This window comes from Sphingomonas eleionomae, from assembly GCF_049889035.1.
Classification (GTDB): domain Bacteria; phylum Pseudomonadota; class Alphaproteobacteria; order Sphingomonadales; family Sphingomonadaceae; genus Sphingomonas.
This window is the reverse complement of the sequence record NZ_JBLTWP010000002.1, coordinates 146,165-165,530: the sequence shown is the minus strand read 5'-3', so window position 1 is coordinate 165,530 and position 19,366 is coordinate 146,165. Positions and strand designations below refer to the sequence as shown.

The following is a 19,366-nucleotide window of genomic DNA, read 5'->3' as shown; positions in this document are numbered from 1 at the left end:
CGCGCATGATCGCGACCGGTTCAGTGGAGGGGATATGCGCATCAAACTCGCCTTGGCGCTGATGACTGGCGCTGCACTGACAGCGTTGACAATGCCGGTACTGGGACAGGATGCTGCACTGTCGGATGGCTTCGTCCTGTCGGAAAAAGGCTATCTGACGCGGCCCGGCGTCGACGTGATCGTATTCGACGACATTTATCCCGATGGCCATCAGACCGGCGTCACCATCATCCAGCAGGGCAGGCGGGTGGCCGCAAATGGCGATGTGCGGCTGGATGCGATGCCCGGGCAATGGTCGCCCATGCCCAAGGGCGGCGAGCGCAGCGTTGACGCAACATCGCGCAGCATCACCCAGCGTCTGTCCTTTCCCGATCCATCGAAAAACGGGCGTGGGTTCAATCCGATCTTCTATCCGCCGGTCGATCTTTCCTATGCAGTCACCGTGACCCCGGCGGGCGCCAACCGATTTCGGATCCGCGTCGACCTGGATCGCCCGGTGCCAGCCGAATGGCTCGGCCGCGCCGGTTTCAACCTGGAGCTTTTTCCAACCGAACTGTTCGGTAAGGCATGGCTGATGGACGGGGCGGGCGGCATTTTCCCCCGCCAGCCGAACGGCCCGATCGTCCGCAGCAAGGGCAGCACCATTCCCGTGCCGCGCAACGCAGAGGCGAACGGGCCGGTTCAGGATCCCAATGGCCAGGCGCTGGGTGCGCCATTGGCCAGGGGCCGCAAGCTGGTCGTCGCACCGGAAACGCCGGGTCAGCGGATCATCATCGAAAGCGCCGACGGGATCGAACTGATCGACGGCCGCAGCGCGCACAATAATGGCTGGTACATCGTGCGCGGGGTTCTGCCCGCGGGCCGGACTGCGCGCGCGCTCGAATGGACGGTAACGGTCGATAGCGAGCCCGGATGGACCTATCGCCCGGTGATTCAGGTGTCGCAAGTCGGCTATGCGCCTGCCCAGTCGAAGCGGGCCTTGTTCGAACTGGATGCGCGCAGCACAGACGCTGGTGAAGCGGTGCTGTATCGTCTCACCGAAGCCGGCGAACAGGCGGTGCTGCGCGGTTCGCCGCGCGAATGGGGCAGTTTCCTTCGCTATCGCTATCGTGCCTTTGACTTCAGTTCGGTGAAGACGCCGGGCATGTACCGCATCGGCTATGGCGATCAGCGGTCCCAGCCGTTCCGCATTGCTGATGACGTCTTTTCCCGCGACGTGTGGCAGCCGACGCTGGAAACATTCCTGCCGGTGCAGATGTGCCATATGCGGGTCAGTCAGAAATACCGGGTGTGGCATGGGCATGACCATCTGGATGACGCGCGGATGGCGCCGGTCAGCCTCAACCATTTCGACGGTTATGCGCAGGGGCCGCAAACGCTGACCCGTTTTCGGCCTGGCGATCCGGTGCCCGGCCTGAACGCCGGGGGCTGGCACGATGCGGGAGATTATGACCTGCGGGTTGAATCGCAGATCGGCACGGTCTGGCTGCTCGCAAAGATGGTCGAGGAATTCGACCTCGATTACGATGCGACCCGGATCGATCCGCAGGCAAAGACGGTCGAGATTCACGATCCGGATGGCCGCAACGATGCCATCCAGCAGATCGAACATGGCCTTGCCAGCGTCCTTGGCGGCTATCGTTCGCTGGGGCGGCTCTATCGCGGCATCATCACGCCCAGCCTGCGCCGCTATGTGATGCTTGGCGATGCCGGCAGCCACAGCGACAATGTGCCGATGAAGCCGGTGGACGGGCTGGGCGTCGATGCGAATGGCGACCCCGTCACCGCGGACGACCGGTGGGTCTTTACCGAGGACAATCCCGAGCGCGAGCTTTATGTCGCGGCCGGCCTTGCCGGTGCTGCCCGGGCGCTGCGCAGGGAAAACCCCGCTCTGGCGGCAGAGGCGCTGGCGGCGGCGCGTGCCATCACCGATGCGGCGATCGATCGGGGCGGGGACAGCCCGAACCGCATTTTCGCGCTTGCCGAACTCGCGCTTGCAACCGGCGAACAGCGTTATGTCGATCGGATTGCTGCGCTGGGTGACCTTGCGCTGAAGGACGTATCGAAAACGGGATGGATGCTGGCCGGGCTGCGCGGGCGCCTGCCCCGCCAGTTCCGGGAACGGCTGGACCGGGCGGTGCTGGAGTATCAGGCTGGCGTGACGCGCGATGCCCGTACCGACAGCCCCTATGGCATCCCCTACAAGCCTCAGATCTGGGGTGCGGGATGGGACATTCAGCGGCGCGGTGTCGAACAATGGCTGTTTGCCAAGGGATGGCCAGAGGCAGTCGATCCCGACAGCTGGCTGAATGCGCTCAATTTCGTGCTGGGCGTGCATCCGGGGGAAAACACGGCCAGTTTCGTGTCGGGGGTCGGCAGCCATTCGGCGACCGTTGCCTATGGCGTCAATCGGGCGGATTGGAGCTACATCCCCGGCGGCGTGATTTCCGGCACCAACCTGATCCGGCCCGATCTGCCAGAGCTGAAGACATGGCCCTATTTCTGGCAACAGACCGAATATGTCATGGGCGGCGGCGAAACCAATTTCATGTTTCTGGCCCTTGCCGCAGACCGCCATTTCGCCGGTCGCAAGCGATAGGGTGTCCGCCATCGTCCGGGTGATGCAGGAATGATGGGTGGCACAATAAGGGATTTTTCGATGACATTGACCAGACGCCATCTGATCGCCGGGATCGCCGTACTGGTTCCGGCGGGGTGCATCGCCAGGCCGACGCCAGCGCAAGACACCCGCATCGGCGCCATCAACCGGGTGGATCCCGGACTGGACGCGGTAATTGACGCCGATGCGCCGATCGAGGTGCTGGGCACTGGCTATGACTGGGCAGAAGGCCCGGTGTGGGTATCGGACGGCGGCTATCTGCTGTTCACCGACGTGCCGGGCAACCGCATCTGGCGCTGGACGCCGGGAGCGGGCGCGCCGGTGCCGTTCCTAGATCCGTCCGGCCCGTCGCCCATCCCCGCCGGTGTGCGGGAAGCGGGCGCCAACGGCCTGACGCTGGACCGGCAGGGGCGGCTGCTGATGGCAGGCAGCGGGACGCGCGCGATCGAGCGGCTGGACCAGAAAACACGGTCGCGCACCATTCTGGCCGACCGGTTCGAAGGCAGGCGGTTCAACAGCTGCAACGACCTGATCGAGGGGCGCGATGGCAGCATCTATTTCACGGATCCGCCCTATGGCCTGGCAGACGGCGATCAGTCGCCGTTGAAGGAACAGGCGGCCAATGGCGTCTATCGGCTTGCACCGGATGGCAGCGTCAGCCGGATCGATGCAAGCTTGAGCCGGCCCAATGGCATTGCGCTGTCGCCGGATCAGCGCACGCTGTACGTCACCCAATCCGATCCCGATATGCCCGAGCTTTACGCCTATTCGCAGCAAGCCGATGGCAGGTTCGGCGAGCGGCGGGTGCTGGGCAATTTCCGGGCTGGTGTCGCCGCCGGCAAGCCTGGCCTGCCCGACGGGATGAAGGTGGCGGCGACGGGTCACCTGTTCATGACCGGGCCGGGCGGCGTGCTCGTGCTGGCCCCGGACGGTCGGCATCTTGGCACGATCGGGACGGGCAAGGCGATCGCCAATTGCGCGCTGGCGCCGGACGGCTGGCTCTATCTCACCTCAAGCGACATGGTGGCGCGGGTCAGGGCGCGGGCGCGCCCTGCGTCCTGACCCGCCAGAGATCAGCGGGCGCAGCTGACCGTCACGTCCGCCACGGTGCCCAGTGCGACCCGGCCCAGGCTGAACGTCACCCGGCCGGCCGTTTCCAGCTGAAACGGCGTGCTCACCCGGCTCATGTCAGCGCCGCCAGCCCGGAAGCATTGCAGCGGCACGGCCACGGTTTTCCATTCGCCGACCGGCAGCGCAGCCAGTTCGGGTGCTGCGACGGTCGCCGTCTTGCCATCCGCGCTGGTCAGGCTGAACTGCATGGCGGATGCGGGCTTTTCATCGATGCGCAGCGTGGTCAGCAACAGCACCTCGCCATTCGTTTCCCGCGATACGTCGACCGGTGTGAAATTGTTCAGTTGAACCACCTGACGCCCACCGCCAGCCATGACGAAGCGGCGTGCCCCTTCCTGTATCCCGTAGTCGACCGGCGTCACGGTAACGCGGCCGTCCAGCGCGCTGGCCGATCCCGTCGTGATGCGCGTGCCGCCATCGGACCCGCCGGCAACGATCAGCGACCAGCTGGACGCCGGTACGCCGCGGGCGAAATAGACGCCGTTTTCCGCCGTCTCCCGGATCCCGGCATCTTCGGATAGCGGCTTCCATGTCGGCTGCGCCATCCGAGCGGACAGCCCATAGCCAAAGGGGTAGAGGGTCGGGCCGCCATGCACGGCATTGGCCGGCCATGCGGTCGGCAGCTTGCCGGTAAAGTCGCGCTTTGCCTGACCATTGCGGCCTGCCACCATCACATCTGCGACACCTGCGCCCTCCGACCCCGGCAACCAGGCGACGACGAATGCGTCAGCCGCGTTGAGCGCCGGATTCATGTAGAGCGGCCGGCCCGTGATCATCACGGCGACCACGGGAATGCCCTGCGCCTTCAGCTTTTTCATCGTTTCGATGGGGCCGGTCAGCTCCGCCTTGAGCTGCAGCGACTGAATATCCCCCTGAAACTCGGCATAGGGGGTTTCGCCGAACACGACGACGGCGACATCCGGCTTTTTGGTATAGCTGCCATCGGGCGACAGGGACGCACTGCCCCCGGCATCCTTGACCGCGGTTTCCAGCCCCTTCCAGATGCTGGTCGCGCCCGGAAACTGACTGTTGTTGAGGCCGGTTCCCTGCCACGTCAGCGTCCAGCCGCCAGCCTGCCGCGCGATATCGTCCGCCGCGTCGCCAGCGACCAGCACATTCGCACCCGGCTTCAGCGGCAGGAGGGAGCCCTGATTCTTCAACAGGACCAGCGACTTGGCAACCGCCTCCCGCGCGATGGCGCGATGTTCGGGCGCGCCGAGCAGGTTCCACTGGCCGGAATAGGGACGCGATGACGGCTTGCCCGCCTCGAACAGGCCAAGCCGCATCTTGACGCGCAGAACCCGGGCCACCGCCTCGTCCAGCCGTGCCATCGGCACCTCGCCCGACTTCACCTGTGCGGTGAGCGAGGCATAGAGGTCCTTCCACGTGTCCGGGGCCATGTACATGTCGATGCCCGCATTCACCGCCGTGGCGCAGCTGGCGTTGGTGCACCCCTTCAGCTGTCCATGCGCGTTCCAGTCCGTCACGATGAAGCCGCCAAAGTTCATCCGGTTCTTCAGCACATCGGTCACCAGCCCGCGATGGCCGGCAATCTTGACGCCGTTCCAGCTGGAAAAGCTGGTCATCACCGTTTGAACGCCCGCCTCGATCGCCGGCACATAGGGGGCCCCATGGATGCGGATCAGCGTATCCTCGTCGATCGCGGCGTCACCCTGATCCCGGCCGTCGGTCGTGCCGCCATCGGCCAGAAAATGCTTGGTGCTGGCGATGACATACGGCCCTTTCAGCATCGGGCCGCCATCGACGGGGCCCTGAAGCCCCTTGATCATCCGCCCGACATAGCTGGCGACCAGTGCCGGATCGGACGAATAGCCTTCATAGGCGCGGCCCCAGCGATAATCCTGCGGCACGGTGATCGTGGGGGCAAAGGTCCATTCCTGACCGGTCACGCGGATTTCCACCGCCGTCGCCTTGCCGATCTTTTCGATCAGGTCCGGATCACGCATCGCACCCAGTCCGACATTATGGGGAAACAGCGTTGCCCCGATGATGTTGGAATGGCCGTGCACGGCATCGGTACCCCAAACAATGGGGATACCCTGCTTTCCGTCGCTTTCGTCCATGGACGCGGCGTAGAATTCGTCCGCCAGCTTCAGCCAGTCCTGCGCCGGGCCAAGATCGTTGCCATAGGGGCCGGAATTGCCGCCGTTCAGCACCGATCCCAGGTGATATTTGCGCACATCCTCGGGCGTGACGGCTGCAAGGTCGGCCTGAAGGATCTGGCCGACCTTTTCCTCGACGCTCATCCGCGCGATGATCGCCTTGATGCGGGCTTCGTGATCGGCGTTGACCGGCACCTTCCATTGCGGCGCGGGCCACTTTTCCGGATGCACCTGCGCTGCTGCCGGGACGGTCAGTGGATCGTCACTTGCGGCGGCAGCGTTGCTCTGTGCCGTGTTTGCCTGTGTCACAGTAGCCGCGCATCCCGCCAGCAACATGCTGGCTGATGCGGCCAAACCGGCGCGTGCGAACATTATCCTCTCCCCCATCGGCTCCATTGTCCCGCCTTCCATGCCTCAGCCTGACAACGCTGACAAGTTCCTGTCGCCTGCGCTTCCGCTGCTGCGCCTCTTGGCCCGCGAACGATCAGCGGGCCGCCTCGCGCAGCGACGGCGTCGATCCGGACGGGCGAAAGACGACGATGACGATCAGCGCAACGATCGCACTTACGATGATTGCCGGAATGACGGAGCGCGTTCCGGTAAGGCTGAGCGCGATCAGCTGCGGTGCAATCGCCTGCGCCAGTTTCCGGGCGATGGAGCACAGCGCATAGGTGCGCGCGGCAAAGCCCGTTCCCTGATCGCCCGATCGTTCGACCACCACCGGGACCAGCGCCCAGAACATGACCGACATGCCGTTCCCTGCCGTGATCGCCAGCGTGATTGCCCCAAGGTGAAAGGGCAGGCCAAGCGGCAGGATCAGTGCCAGGACAGCCGCAACATTCAGCACGCCCGCAATGACCAGCACGGCGACACGACCCCGCCGCCTTGCCGCTGCGGCCCATAGCGGCGTTGCAATCAACAGCGTCAGGCCGGGCAGGAACGTGGCAAGATAGCCCGCACGCAGCGATCCCTGTTCCTCGAACAGCAAAAGGAGCGTCTTGTTGACCACCGTCACGGCGCATCCCGCGACCAAGATGGTGGCAAGCAGCCGGCGCAGCACGGCCGATCCCCGCAGCATGACGGGCAGGGCGGCCATGGTCTCCATCAACGATCGGCTGTCGGATGGGGCGGCGGTGCTGATCCGTTCCCGCACGCCGATCACGGTCGCCAGAAAGGCGGGCAGGGCCAGCACCGCGAGCAACAGCGCGCCGCTGCGGAAATCGGCAATGCCGCTGCCATTGGCCGGCATCGCGAAATAGACGCCGGCCGCGATCATTCCGCCGATCGCCGCACCCTGCATCCGGGCGCCGGTCAGTGCCAGATGGTCGAGCGGCCGGTCCGAAATTCGCGCGGTCAGCGCGGCATAGGGGATGTTGCCAAGGCTGTAGCAAAAGCGCAGCGCGACATGGATCGCCAGCACGGCGGCGAACAGCGGCCATCCGTCCAGCGGCAACGGCATGAACGCCAGTGCAAGCAACAGGCCGGACAGCGGGCCGCCAATGCCGACCCAGATGCGCATCGGGCGCGTCCGGCTCATCCGGTCTGCAACCGCACCGACGGTCGGGTCGGCAACCCAGTCGATGACCGAACCGATCAGAAAGATCAGCGACGCCGCCCCTGCGGACAGGCCAAGCCCGCGCAGGTAGAAAAAGAGCAGGAACAGCTCCATCGACTGCCAGACGAAATTGAAGCCCAGATCGCCCGCGGCATAGGCAATCCGTTCCCGCCGCGTGATCATGCGGCGACCATCACCGGCGCGGCGGCGCCACCGAATCGCGCAGCATCAGCGTGTGGGGATGCACGACGCTGTCGGCACGCTCGCCCTGTTCCAGCTGCTGGATCAGCATCTCTGCGGCGCGAAATGCCATGTCGTACACCGGCTGTTTCACGGTCGTGATCCGGGGCCAGGTGATCCGGGAAACCTCGGAATCGTCAAATCCGACGATTGAAACATCGCCTGGCACGTCCAGCCCCAGATCCCGGGCGGCCATCAGTGCACCGACTGCCATGTCGTCATTCTGCGCCAGGATGGCCGTGGGTCGCGGCTTGGCGGACAGCAATGCCTGCGCCGCCTCGAACCCGGATTCAAAGGTGAAATAGCCCTGGCCGCGCGGAGCCTCTGCCATGTTCAGGCCATGCTCGGCAAAGGCCTGTCCGAACCCTTCGATGCGGGCCTGGCTGGCGGAATGGGTCGGATCGCCGAGGATGATCGCGATCCGCCGGTGCCCCTGTGCAAGCACGTGATTGGCAATGCCGCGCGCCGCCGCCACATCGTCCAGCAGGTTGTTGTTGCCCAGTTCCAGCATTTGCGTTGGCGCAATGCGGGCAAAGGGGAGCTGCGCCGATGTCAGTTCGCGCAGGATGCGGGGATGATCCGATGCCGGCGGGGCCAGCACGACGCCGTCCAGCGCCGCCGACCGCAACAGTCCCGTCACCTCATGCGCGCGCGTGGCGATCGAGTGAACCGGCAGCACGATCAGGCGATACCGCTCCTCCCGCAACCGGTCGAGCACGCCCATCTGAAGGTCGACGACATAGCTGGGGCTGGGCTTTTCATAGACCAGACCCAGCAGATAGGAGCGACGCCGCACCAGCCCCTGGGCCAGCATATTGGGGTGGTAATCCAGTTCCCGTGTGGCGGCGTTCACGCGTTCGCGGACTGCTGCGGTCACATGGGGTTCGTTGTTCAGGACGCGCGACACCGTCTTGGTGGAAACGCCAGCGCGCTCCGCGACCTCCCGGATCGTTGTCCTCTTTGCCCCTGTCACTCCGCAAGTCCTGACGGCAAAGCACTGGATCGTCAATCATCCTGACGCACCGGCCCCGGCCTCGACCCAGGCCCGGGCAGCCGCCAGTTCCTCCACGAATCTGCGCCGCTCCGTTTCGGCAAGCGCTGGGTCGGGCAGGCGCAGCAGATAGCTGGGATGGACCGTGATCCAGCCCGCCCCCCCGTCTGCAAACTGCACCGGCCGTCCCCGCTCGCGCCCGATGGTGACGGCTTTTCCGGCAAGTGCGCGTGCCGCCGTTGCGCCCAGCGCGATGGTCAGCCGTGGCCGCACGATCGCCCGCTCCTGATCCAGCCACCATTGGCATGCCCGGATTTCGTCCGTGACGGGCGATTGATGGATCCGCCGCTTGCCGCGCGGCTCGAACTTGAAATGCTTCACCGCGTTGGTGACATACAACCGCGCGCGATCCAGCCCGGCCTCGGCCAGCGCGGCGTCCAGCACCTGACCCGCCGGGCCGACAAAGGGATGGCCGGCCAGATCCTCCTGATCGCCCGGCTGTTCGCCGACCAGCATGATGTCGGCGTCCGGTGGCCCTTCGCCAAACACCGTCTGCGTTGCGGGTTGCCACAGGGGACAGCGACGACAGCTTACCGCCTCTTCCCGCAGGGCGGCGATGGCGCCGGCGGCGTTGCCGGATGGAGAGGGCTGCGCAGCGGTGTCGATCATGCGGCTTTCCCGTTGATGCGCCCCCGCAATCAATTGTCCGATCAACGCCGTTTCGGCCATGTTGTGCCAGTATTTGCGCGGCATTTCCTTCAGCATCGCGCCGATCTTGACGCGGGCGGGATTGAAGATCGCACCGTAATAAGTCTTCCAGATCGCCTCGACCGGGTCGTCCGCAGGCGCATCGGCGCGCGTTGCACCGGGCCCTTCGACCAATGTTGATCCGTCCCAATGGATCGACAGCGCCGGTGTCAGGATCGACCAGCGCATCGCGGCAAAGCGATCCACGAAGAACCGGGCATTATGCCGCACGATATGATGCTGCGGTTCGAACCACGCGACGAACCGGTCCCCGTCCTGATCCAGCACGGTGCGGAACCGGACAAAGGCGCGCATCTTGTGAATGTCCCGCCGCACTGCCTTGGCCATGTCCTCCAACTGGCGAAGCGCCGGGTCCGCCCGATCCTCGATCGCCCCCGGTTGCCGCTGCAGCCGGATCAGCAGGGCATAGAGGCGCGCGAACCGGCTGGGGTCGCTATGCTGGATGGCGCTTCGGGCAAGGTCGAGAAACGCCCGGGGCACGCGCAGATTGACGGGCGGATCGGATGGCGGCGGCAGCGGGGCATCGGCGCCGAACAGATCACCCGCATCGCCCGCCACGCGCCAGACCGCGCCATCGGGCACAACGCGGGCCAGCGCCAGCGCGCGGGCCGCCTGTCGCCAGCCGTCGAAATCGTCCGGCTCATCCAGCGTGACCTGATGCGTCAAGCCGGGAACAGCTCCAGCTGTTCGCGCTGCGGCCTGAGGCTGCGTTCGATTGCCAAGCTGTCGCTGAGCATTACCGGGCGCCAGTCCGCCGCGACAAGGAACGGCCGAAGCCTGGCAATGGAAACGGTAAGCCGGGCCACATCCTCCAGCCGAAGCCGCCGATGGCGCCGCGCCGCAAGGATGGCGTTGACCGCCTTGACGCCCAGACCCGGTACCCGGAGCAGCATTTCGCGCGGTGCCCGGTTGATGTCGACCGGAAACCGTTCCCGGTGCTTGAGCGCCCAGGCCAGTTTGGGATCGATGTCGAGCGGCAGCATTCCCGTTCCGCTGTCTGCCGCATCGGCAACCTCGGCCGGCGCAAAACCGTAAAACCGCATCAGCCAGTCCGATTGATACAGGCGATGTTCCCGCATCAGCGGCGGGCGTTTCAGCGGCAGGACCGTGCTGGCCGACGGGATCGGGCTGAACGCTGAATAATAGACGCGGCGCAGTGCAAATCGGTCATACAGCGTCGCTGCTCGGCCCACGATGTCGCGGTCGGACGCGGCGTCCGCTCCGACGATCATCTGCGTCGATTGGCCACCGGGGGCAAAGCGCGGCGCCGAGCGATAGCGTTTGCGCGCATCGCGGGCGTCCAGGATCGACCGGGCCATGCCGCCCATCGCGCCTTCGATCTGTCCCTCCGACTTTTCCGGGGCCAGTCGCTTCAGGCCCGCGGCGGTCGGCAATTCGATGTTGATCGAAATGCGATCGGCATGGCGGCCCGCCGCCGCGATCAGTTCCGGGTCCGCGTCCGGGATCGTCTTGAGGTGGATATAACCGCGAAACTGGTGATCCTCGCGCAGCGACCGCGCAACCTCGACCAACTGTTCCATGGTGTAGTTGGACGAGTGGATGATGCCGGAGGACAGAAACAGTCCCTCGATATAATTGCGGCGATAGAAATTGAGCGTCAGATCAACCACTTCGCGCGCGGTAAAGCGGGCGCGGCGCACATTGCTGCTCTTCCGGTTGATGCAATAATGGCAATCAAACACACAGCTGTTGGTCAGCAGGATCTTTAACAAGCTGATGCACCGGCCATCGGGGGTGTAGGCGTGACAGATGCCCGACCCTGTGGTCGAACCCAGCCCCTTTCCATCGCGCGAATGGCGCTTGGTCGTGCCCGATGACGCGCAGCTGGCATCATATTTGGCCGCGTCGGCAAGGATTTCCAGTTTCTGCCGCGTATCGAGCTGTGCCATCCGTTCCTTTTATGTTCTGTTGCCGCAAAGGGCAAGGGGAACGCGGGCGGGGCGGGTTATTCCAGCGGCAGATCCGTCTCTGCCTCACGCCGGGCGCGCGAATCGGCCTTTGATGCGCGGGCGGCGCGGGCGAAGCACCCGGTGCCACCGCCGGCTCCGACGGTCGAGCAGCTGCCCGTGCCGAAATCGCCGACGCGCAGCGCATCTTCCTGCCGCACGGCCCAGCTTTCCTTGCTGGGTGCGATTTCCGGGTCGCGGAGTTTCTGCGGGATGCGGAACCGCTCACCTTCGGGCAGGCGGCGGCAGACATAAATCTCCTCGCCATCCGAATTGGTCGGGCATTTGTCATCGCCGAAGATGTCGAGCACGCCGCCGCGCACCGTCTGCGCGCTCGCCGGGGCGGGGATCGTTGCAACGCCGGCAAGGGCCGCCAACGCGATCAGTGCAGTGCGGGTCATCCTGTTAAGCTCCTCTCTCTGCACCATTAACGCATGACGGGGGTGAATGGCATCAAATTCGCTTCGACAGCGCGATGGCGGCTCGGCAGCCCAGGCGGATCACGCCGGACAGCACGGGATAGGCGATGGCCTGTTCGGCGCCTGCCTCTAGCGCTGCGTCCTTGTGCTCCAGCTCTTCGGCCCGAAATTCTGCAACCGCCGCCGACAATTCGGGGTCGGTATCGCCCAGTTCGTCGAGCTGATCGCGATAATGGCGGTCAATCTCTGTCTCGACCGCAACGGTGCAGGCCATCGCCGCCTTCGGGCCGATCGCGGCAGTGACAGCGCCCAGCGCGAACCCCGCCGCATCCCACAGCGGATGCAGGATGGTCGGCCGCACGCGCCGTTCCGCCATCATCCGGTCGAAAAAGGCGCGGTGGCGCTCTTCCTGCCGGGCCATGCCGGCGATTGCGCGGGCCGCCTCACCGCGATCGCCCATCACGGCAAGCTGGCCGGCATAGATGCGGGTCGCGCCATATTCGCCCGCCTGATTGACGCGGATCATCGATTCGATGTTCGGGGCGGAGCGGGGGGCTGCGATACTCATAGCGGCTTCCTCATGACCAACAGCGCCAAGATGGTGAGGGCGCCGCTCAGCGACAACAGCGCATTGAACCCGGCAAGGGAAATACCGGCAAAAGTCCATTGCGGCTGGTCGCAGGAGATGACCGGCATCGCCAGGATGTCCTCAATCGTGCCCGCACCGGTCATCGTTGACGCGCAGGGCGCAAGATTGGGCCACCAGTGATATTCCACCCCGGCGTGATAGACGCCGATCAGCCCGCTGATCAGGATGGCCAGCATCGCCAGCGTCACCAGGCCGGTCCGCTGGCTGCGCCCCGGAATGACAAAAGCCAGTCCGGCCAGCACGATCGCCGCGTAATGGGGCCAGCGTTGCCAGTGGCACAGCTCGCACGGGTACAACCCGCCCAGATATTGCGATGCCAGCGCCCCCAGGATCAGGGACAGCGGCAGCAGAAACGCGATCCAGCGCGCCAGCCGGAGGGACGGGCTCATGCGGCGGTGCTACCGGCGATCAGCGGCCGCCCGCGGGCTTGCCCGCCGCCGCCTTTTCCGTCGCGGCCTGTCGCACGTTCGGGCCAAGGCGGCCGATGGTCTGCAGCGCATAATGCAGCTGGAAATCCTCGATGCCCTGCTTCTTCAGGTCCTCTGGCTTGGCGGAGAAGCGGGGATCGTCCTTGGCATCGTCTTCGAGCAGCTTGTCGTCGACCTTTGCCTCGTTGACCAGATGGCGGCGCAGGTCCGCCTCGCGGATCACGCGGCGGCTGCGCCGGTCTGGGTCGCTGATCTGGGGCACGGCGAGGTCGGGGCTGATGCCGCCTTCCTGTACCGACCGGCCGGACGGCGTGTAATAGCGCGCCGTCGTCAGGCGCAGCGCGGATTGCGGGCCGACCTGAATCAGGGTCTGCACCGACCCCTTGCCGAAGGTGGTTTCACCCATCACGAGGCCGCGATGGTGATCCTGAACCGCACCGGCGACGATTTCGGATGCCGAAGCGGTGCCGGCATCCACCAGCACGATCAGCGGCAACCCGCCGGTCAGATCGCCCTTCACCACGGTGCGGCCTGACTGGTACCGATCAGGCTGATCGGCGAAATAGCGTTCGATATCGCCCTTTTCCCGGCCGCGCTGCGACACGATTTCGCCATTGGCCAGAAAGATGTCCGACACCTCGACCGCCTGGGACAGCAGGCCGCCGCCATTGTCCCGCAGGTCGATGACATAGCCGAGCGGCTTTTTGCCCAGCGTCTTGTCGATCGCCGCGATCGCGGCGCGGGTTTCGGCGCCGGTCGTGCCGGAAAAGGTGTTGATGTTGATGATGCCGATGCCGTCCTTAACCTCCCACTTCACCGCCTTTTGAACGATGGTTTCGCGGGTGAGCTGAACGTCCATCGGCTTTTCGCGGCCGGGGCGGACGATGGTGATGGTAATCTTGCTGCCCGGCGGGCCGCGCATCGAGGTGACCGCGGCGTCCAGCGTTTCGCCGTAGATCAGCTTGTTATCGATATGGGTGATATAGTCGCCCGCCTTGATCCCGGCGCGGAAGGCGGGGGTGTCTTCGGTCGGGGCAATCACCTTGACCACCCCGTCCTCCATCGTCACCGACAGGCCAAGGCCGCCATAATTCCCTTCGGTCGCGATGCGCATATTCTCGAAATCGAGCGCATCGACATAGGAGCTGTGCGGATCGAGCGCGGCCAGCATCCCCTGGATCGCGCCCTTCATCAGCGTCTTGTCGTCCACCTGGTCGACATATTGGGCGCGGACGCGGGTGTAGACGTCCATGAAGGCGTCCAGCTCGCGATAGCTTTCGGTATCGACCTGCGCCATCGCGCCGGTGGCGACCGGGATCATCGCCAGCGCGCCCACCAGGGCAGTGGCTTGCAGCAGGGGACGGATCATCGGGCGGATCGCTTTTGAAGTGGCCATGGCACCAGACTAGCGGCTTAAATAGCCACTAGCAAAGGCCTGCCGCGATGAACGCCGGATGAAGCGCAATCAGGGGGTGACGACGCGGGCCGTTTGCCCATCGCCCTGCGGCGCGGCGATAATGTCACGGGTGGTCGTGCCCTTGTTCACCACGCTGGTGTCGGGATCGCCGACCGAGGAGCGCACGCCGACCTCTGCACCCGAAGCGCCAGCGGCTTCCAGCATCGAGGTTTCGGTGGCGCTGCGCGGTGCAGGCTTGCCGAACAATGCCTCCAGCGCTTCCTGTTGCGGGCCGTTTTCCTGCGGACGGGCGGCGCCGGGCTGCGGCGGCACCAGCGCGAAATCGGGCGGGATCACCAGCGGCGCCTGACGCGCGACGGCGAATTCGTCGGGCCGGTTGCGGTCAAGGCCGCCACGGCCGCCACAGGCAGCGGTGCTGAGCACGATGCCGGCAAGTCCGGCGGCAAGGATGGCCTTACGCATTCACATTCTCCGTTGCGGAATCGCTGGGTCCGCCCTGTTGCTGCGGCTTGTCGCGCACAAGCAGGGCGCGCGCAAGCAGGATAACGACACCGATGCTGATCGCGGCATCGGCCACGTTGAACACCAGAAAGGGCGACCAGTCGCCGAAATGCAGGTCGGCATAATCGACGACATAGCCGAACCGGATTCGGTCGATGATGTTGCCGATGGCCCCGCCCAGCACCAAGCCAAGCGCAAACAGATCCGGGCGGCTGGTTTCCCGCGTGATCCACCAGGCAACGGCAATGGCAATGGCGCCGGTCATCGCGACCAGGGCCCAGCGCATCAGGTCGTTTTCCGCCTGAAGCATCCCCATCGACACCCCCTCGTTCATCACGAAACGCAGGGTGAAGATGGGCAGGACGGCGATTTCCTGTCCCTCCTGCGTCAGGCCGAGCGGGCCGGTGACGATATATTTCACCACCTGATCCGCGATCAGGACGAGAAGGGCGGTGATGCCGCCAAGGCCAACCAGGTTGCGGATCATGCAATCACCTCTGCGCACCGGTCGCACAGTGCGCCGTCCTCGACAACCTCGGGCAGCAGACGCCAGCAGCGGCCGCACTTGTGATGTGCGGTGCGGGCGACGGTGATGCCGTCATCCGCGCCGTCATGCACGGCGGCGACGATGAAGATTTCGGCCAGTTCGCCCGCCGGACGCAGCAGGTTCGGCACCGTCACCTCCGCCTCCAGGCTGGAGCGGACGATTTTTTCGCGGCGTAGCGGCTCGATCGCTTCGGTCACCGCCTCGCGCTGGCGGCGGATATCGGCCCATTCGGTCATCATCGGATCGTCGCCGGGCAGCGCAGGCAGTTCCGGCCATTCAAGGAAGTGGACCGAGCCGTCCTCCGACGGGAAGCGGGCCTGCCACACTTCCTCTGCCGTGAAGCACAGGATGGGCGCGGCATAGCGGACAAGGGCGTGGAACAGCACGTCCATCACGGTGCGGCAGGCGCGGCGCTTCACGCTGTCCGGCGCATCGCAATACAGCGAGTCCTTGCGGATATCGAAGAAGAAGGCGGACAGATCGTCCTGGGCGAAGTCGATCAGGGCGCGGCTGTAGCGGTTGAATTCGAACGCTTCGGCGGCGGCCCGCAATTCCACATCCAGCGCGCCGAGCCGGGTGAGGATATAGCGCTCAAGCTCCGGCATCTGTTCGACCGGCAGCTTCTCCGCATCGGTGAAGCCGGCCAGCGCGCCGAGAAGGTAGCGGAAGGTGTTGCGCAGTTTCCGATAGGCATCGCCGGTGCCCGCCAGCACTTCCTTGCCGATGCGCACATCCTCGAAATAATCGGTCTGCGCGACCCAGAGGCGGAGGATGTCGGCGCCCGATTCGTCGATCACCTTGAGCGGATCGACAACATTGCCCAGCGATTTCGACATCTTGCGGCCCTGACCATCCAGCGCGAAGCCGTGGGTCAGGACGGCATCATAGGGCGCACGGCCGCGCGTGCCGCAGCTTTCCAGCAAGCTGGACTGGAACCAGCCGCGATGCTGGTCCGACCCCTCCAGATACAGGTTGGCGCGGGCACCCTCGCCATAGCGTGCCTCGACCACGAAGCTGTGAGTGGAGCCTGAATCGAACCAAACGTCGAGAATGTCGGTGACGACATCATAATCGGCGAGATTGTGGTCGGTGCCAAGCAGCGCCTGATGATCGGCGACGTACCAGGCGTCGGCTCCGCCGGTGCGGAAGGCATCGAGGATGCGGGCGTTGACCGCTGGATCGCGGAGGTAATCGCCCGTCTGGCGGTTGACATAGAGCGCGATGGGCACGCCCCAGGCGCGCTGGCGGCTGATCACCCAGTCGGGCCGCCCCTCCACCATCGAACGGATGCGGTTGCGGCCCTTTTCCGGGACGAATCGGGTGCGGTCGATGGCGTCGAGCGCCTTGTGCCGCAGCGTTCCAGTACCAGTATGACCAGTCGCAACTGCCAGCTTAAGCCCGTCCGGCTCCCGGTCCATCGGGATGAACCATTGGGGGGTGCAGCGGAAGATGATGCGAGCCTTTGACCGCCAGCTGTGGGGATAGCTGTGCTGGAAGGGGGCGGCGGAGAGGAGGGCACCAGCCGTGCGCAGGTCTGCGCAGATCGGGCCTTCGGGGGCGTTGAACTTGGCGTTGATGACGCTGAGGCGGCGTTCGTCCGCACCGCCTAGCCATGCCCAGTCGTCGCGGTAGCGGCCATCGTCCATTACCGCGAAAACGGGTTCGATTCCGTTCGCCTTGCACAGCGCGAAATCGTCCTCGCCATGATCGGGGGCCATGTGGACAAGGCCGGTGCCCGCGTCGGTGGTGACGAAATCACCGGGGAGGAAGGGGCGCGGCTTGGCGAAGAAGCCGCCCAGTTCGTGCATCGGATGGCGCGCCTTGGCTCCGGCGAGGGCGGTGCCTTTGCCGGTCCATAGCACTTCGCCTTTTATTGGCTGAAATGTCTTCCCCTGAATATTTATTGAGCCGATACGCTCGAATAGATCCAACAACAGTGCATCACGTCCAGCAAATGCATCCGGCCAGGCGATTAGGATTCGGAGTGGATCAGGCCCACTCGCTATGAATTGAGGCGTTCCATCAAGCTGCTGAGTTGAATGTACATAAAAAAGTTCAACGACTGCATAGTCTATTTCCGGCCCGTAGGCCAAAGCCTGGTTCACCGGGATCGTCCAGGGGGTGGTGGTCCAGATCACGGCGTGGGCGCCGACCAGTTCGGGGGCGTTGGGTGCATCGACGATCTCGAATGCGACGTCGATCTGGGTGCTCGTGACGTCCTCATATTCCACCTCGGCCTCGGCCAGGGCGGTTTTTTCGACGGGGGACCACATCACCGGTTTGGCACCGCGATAGAGCTGACCCGACTCCGCGAACTTCAAAAGCTCGCCTGCGATCGTCGCCTCTGCCTCGAACTTCATGGTCAGGTACGGGTCGGTCCAGTCGCCCATGACGCCGAGGCGCTGGAACTGCGCGGACTGCACGCCCACCCAGTGCGCCGCATAGGCGCGGCATTCGGCGCGGAACTCGGCGGGGGGCACCTCGTCCTTCGACTGCTTTTTCTTGCGATACGCCTCCTCGATCTTCCATTCGATCGGCAGGCCGTGGCAATCCCAGCCGGGGACATAGGGTGCGTCCTTGCCCATCAGGGATTGCGAGCGGACGATGATGTCCTTCAGCACCTTGTTCATCGCATGGCCCATGTGAATGTCGCCATTCGCATAGGGCGGGCCGTCGTGCAGGATGAAGCGTTCGCGCCCGGCGCGCTGCTTGCGCAAGGCATCGTAAATCCCGATCCGCGCCCAGCGATCGAGGATCTGCGGTTCCTTGCCCGCAAGCCCGGCCTTCATCGGAAAGTCGGTGACGGGAAGGAAGACGGTGTCGCGGTAGTCCCGCTTGGGATCGGTCGTATCGGTCATAGGAACTGCGCGCATTAGCGCGGGCAGGCGGGGGTGACAAACCGTTTGCGCTAGGGGCGTGGCGGGCGGTTGACGGGCGAGTTTTGACAGTTTTGACAAAATGAACCGGTTTACGAGCGACGTCGACTGGCCATGCATGGGTACAGGAGGGCGAAGCGGGCGCGATCATGCCGCCAGCGAAGCAGACGAAATCCTACATTACCAGCGGTTTAGCGGGCGAGCGCCGCGCGCGCCGCATCGCAATCGCGCGCCATCTGATCCTTGAGCGCATCGAGGCTGTCGAACCGCCCCTCCGGCCGGATGAAGTCGATGAATTCGACCTCGATCCGCTGACCATAAAGGTCGCCCGAAAAATCGAAGAAATAGGGTTCGAGCAGCTCCGTCGCCTGACCCTCGATCGTCGGGCGGATGCCGAGATTGGCCGCGCCGTCCAGCACGCGCCCGTCGGAAAGGTGGCCGCGCACGGCATAGATGCCATAGGCGGGGCGCAGATACTGGCCCATCGACAGGTTGGCGGTGGGATAGCCGAGTTGGCGCCCCAGCTTTGCGCCATGTTCCACCACGCCCTCGACCGCGAAGGGGCGGGTGAGCAGGCGCGTGGCTTCGCGCGGGTTTCCCGCCTGAAGCGCGGCGCGGATGCGGCTGGAGGAAATGACTTCGCCATCGCTGACCGGAGCGACGATGCGGGCGGAAAAGCCGAGGGTTTCGCCCAGCATCGCCAGCACCTGCACATTGCCGTCGCGGCCCTTGCCAAAGGTGAAGTCAGCGCCGGTGACGACGCCCGCCGCCCCGGCATGCGCGACGAGCCGTTCGGCACAGAATTGCCGGGCGGACAGACCGGCCAGCGCGGCATCGAAGCCGAAGACAAGCATCGCATCGGCCCCGGCATCGGCGAACAATCGCTGCCGCTGATCCAGCGTGGTCAGGCGGAAGGGCGGGGTGTCGGGGCGGAAAAAGCGGACGGGATGCGGATCGAAGGTGGCAATGATTGCCGGGCGGCCAAGCGCGTGCGCCCAGCGGATCGCCTCATCCGCCACGGCCTGATGCCCGGCGTGAAACCCGTCGAAATTGCCCAGCGCGACGATGCCGCCGCGAAACGCGGGGGGCAGCGCCGAGCCGCCGTCAAGCCGCTCCATGGCGGCGGGCTATAGG

General features: G+C 65.1%; 15 protein-coding genes. 2 read left to right on the top strand and 13 right to left on the bottom strand.

Annotated elements, in window-relative coordinates; all coding sequences use genetic code 11:
- Positions 1-34: 34 nt before the first annotated feature.
- Positions 35-2,599 (top strand): cellulase N-terminal Ig-like domain-containing protein, encoded by a 2,565-nt coding sequence (locus ACNI3Q_RS05015; protein ID WP_426274511.1) that lies wholly within the window; start codon positions 35-37, stop codon positions 2,597-2,599.
- A gap of 60 nt (positions 2,600-2,659) precedes the next feature.
- Complete coding sequence (locus ACNI3Q_RS05010) at positions 2,660-3,682, top strand: SMP-30/gluconolactonase/LRE family protein (protein ID WP_426274509.1); 1,023 nt, start codon at positions 2,660-2,662, stop codon at positions 3,680-3,682.
- Between the two features lie 11 nt (positions 3,683-3,693).
- Here ACNI3Q_RS05010 and ACNI3Q_RS05005 read toward each other — a convergent pair whose 3' ends face one another.
- The 13 genes from ACNI3Q_RS05005 to ACNI3Q_RS04945 all read right to left on the bottom strand — a co-directional run bounded on the left by ACNI3Q_RS05005 (position 3,694) and on the right by ACNI3Q_RS04945 (position 19,350).
- Positions 3,694-6,183: a glycoside hydrolase family 3 protein gene (locus ACNI3Q_RS05005; RefSeq protein WP_426274507.1), complete on the bottom strand. Its 2,490-nt coding sequence runs from the start codon at positions 6,181-6,183 to the stop codon at positions 3,694-3,696.
- A 175-nt stretch (positions 6,184-6,358) separates the two neighbouring features.
- A complete protein-coding gene (locus ACNI3Q_RS05000) occupies positions 6,359-7,612 on the bottom strand; it encodes an MFS transporter (RefSeq protein ID WP_426274505.1) in 1,254 nt (417 codons plus the stop codon).
- A 10-nt stretch (positions 7,613-7,622) separates the two neighbouring features.
- Positions 7,623-8,642, bottom strand: a complete 1,020-nt coding sequence (locus tag ACNI3Q_RS04995) for a LacI family DNA-binding transcriptional regulator (RefSeq protein ID WP_426274503.1) — start codon at positions 8,640-8,642, stop codon at positions 7,623-7,625.
- 36 nt (positions 8,643-8,678) lie between these two features.
- The gene (locus ACNI3Q_RS04990; RefSeq protein WP_426274501.1) at positions 8,679-10,094 is read right to left on the bottom strand and encodes a UdgX family uracil-DNA binding protein; all 1,416 of its coding nucleotides are present in this window, start codon (positions 10,092-10,094) and stop codon (positions 8,679-8,681) included.
- Positions 10,091-11,338: a putative DNA modification/repair radical SAM protein gene (locus ACNI3Q_RS04985; RefSeq protein WP_426274499.1), complete on the bottom strand. Its 1,248-nt coding sequence runs from the start codon at positions 11,336-11,338 to the stop codon at positions 10,091-10,093. Before ACNI3Q_RS04985 ends, ACNI3Q_RS04990 begins: the two co-directional genes overlap by 4 nt.
- 56 nt (positions 11,339-11,394) lie before the next feature.
- Positions 11,395-11,796, bottom strand: a complete 402-nt coding sequence (locus tag ACNI3Q_RS04980) for a hypothetical protein (protein WP_426274497.1) — start codon at positions 11,794-11,796, stop codon at positions 11,395-11,397.
- A gap of 52 nt (positions 11,797-11,848) precedes the next feature.
- Entirely contained in the window at positions 11,849-12,382 is a 534-nt protein-coding gene (locus ACNI3Q_RS04975) for a demethoxyubiquinone hydroxylase family protein (protein ID WP_426274495.1), read from the bottom strand.
- Complete coding sequence (locus ACNI3Q_RS04970) at positions 12,379-12,852, bottom strand: disulfide bond formation protein B (protein ID WP_426274493.1); 474 nt, start codon at positions 12,850-12,852, stop codon at positions 12,379-12,381. Before ACNI3Q_RS04970 ends, ACNI3Q_RS04975 begins: the two co-directional genes overlap by 4 nt.
- Before the next feature lie 19 nt (positions 12,853-12,871).
- Positions 12,872-14,260 (bottom strand): S41 family peptidase, encoded by a 1,389-nt coding sequence (locus ACNI3Q_RS04965; RefSeq protein WP_426274491.1) that lies wholly within the window; start codon positions 14,258-14,260, stop codon positions 12,872-12,874.
- Between the two features lie 96 nt (positions 14,261-14,356).
- Positions 14,357-14,770, bottom strand: coding sequence for a DUF3035 domain-containing protein (locus tag ACNI3Q_RS04960; RefSeq protein WP_426274489.1), 414 nt, complete (start codon positions 14,768-14,770; stop codon positions 14,357-14,359).
- Entirely contained in the window at positions 14,763-15,296 is a 534-nt protein-coding gene (lspA, locus tag ACNI3Q_RS04955) for a signal peptidase II (RefSeq protein ID WP_426274487.1), read from the bottom strand. Before lspA ends, ACNI3Q_RS04960 begins: the two co-directional genes overlap by 8 nt.
- On the bottom strand, positions 15,293-18,214 hold the full coding sequence (locus ACNI3Q_RS04950) for an isoleucine--tRNA ligase (RefSeq protein ID WP_426274485.1): 2,922 nt from the start codon (positions 18,212-18,214) through the stop codon (positions 15,293-15,295). Before ACNI3Q_RS04950 ends, lspA begins: the two co-directional genes overlap by 4 nt.
- Before the next feature lie 209 nt (positions 18,215-18,423).
- Positions 18,424-19,350 carry a bifunctional riboflavin kinase/FAD synthetase gene (locus tag ACNI3Q_RS04945; protein WP_426274483.1) on the bottom strand — a complete coding sequence of 309 codons (927 nt, stop codon included), beginning with the start codon at positions 19,348-19,350 and terminating at the stop codon, positions 18,424-18,426.
- Positions 19,351-19,366: the final 16 nt, after the last annotated feature.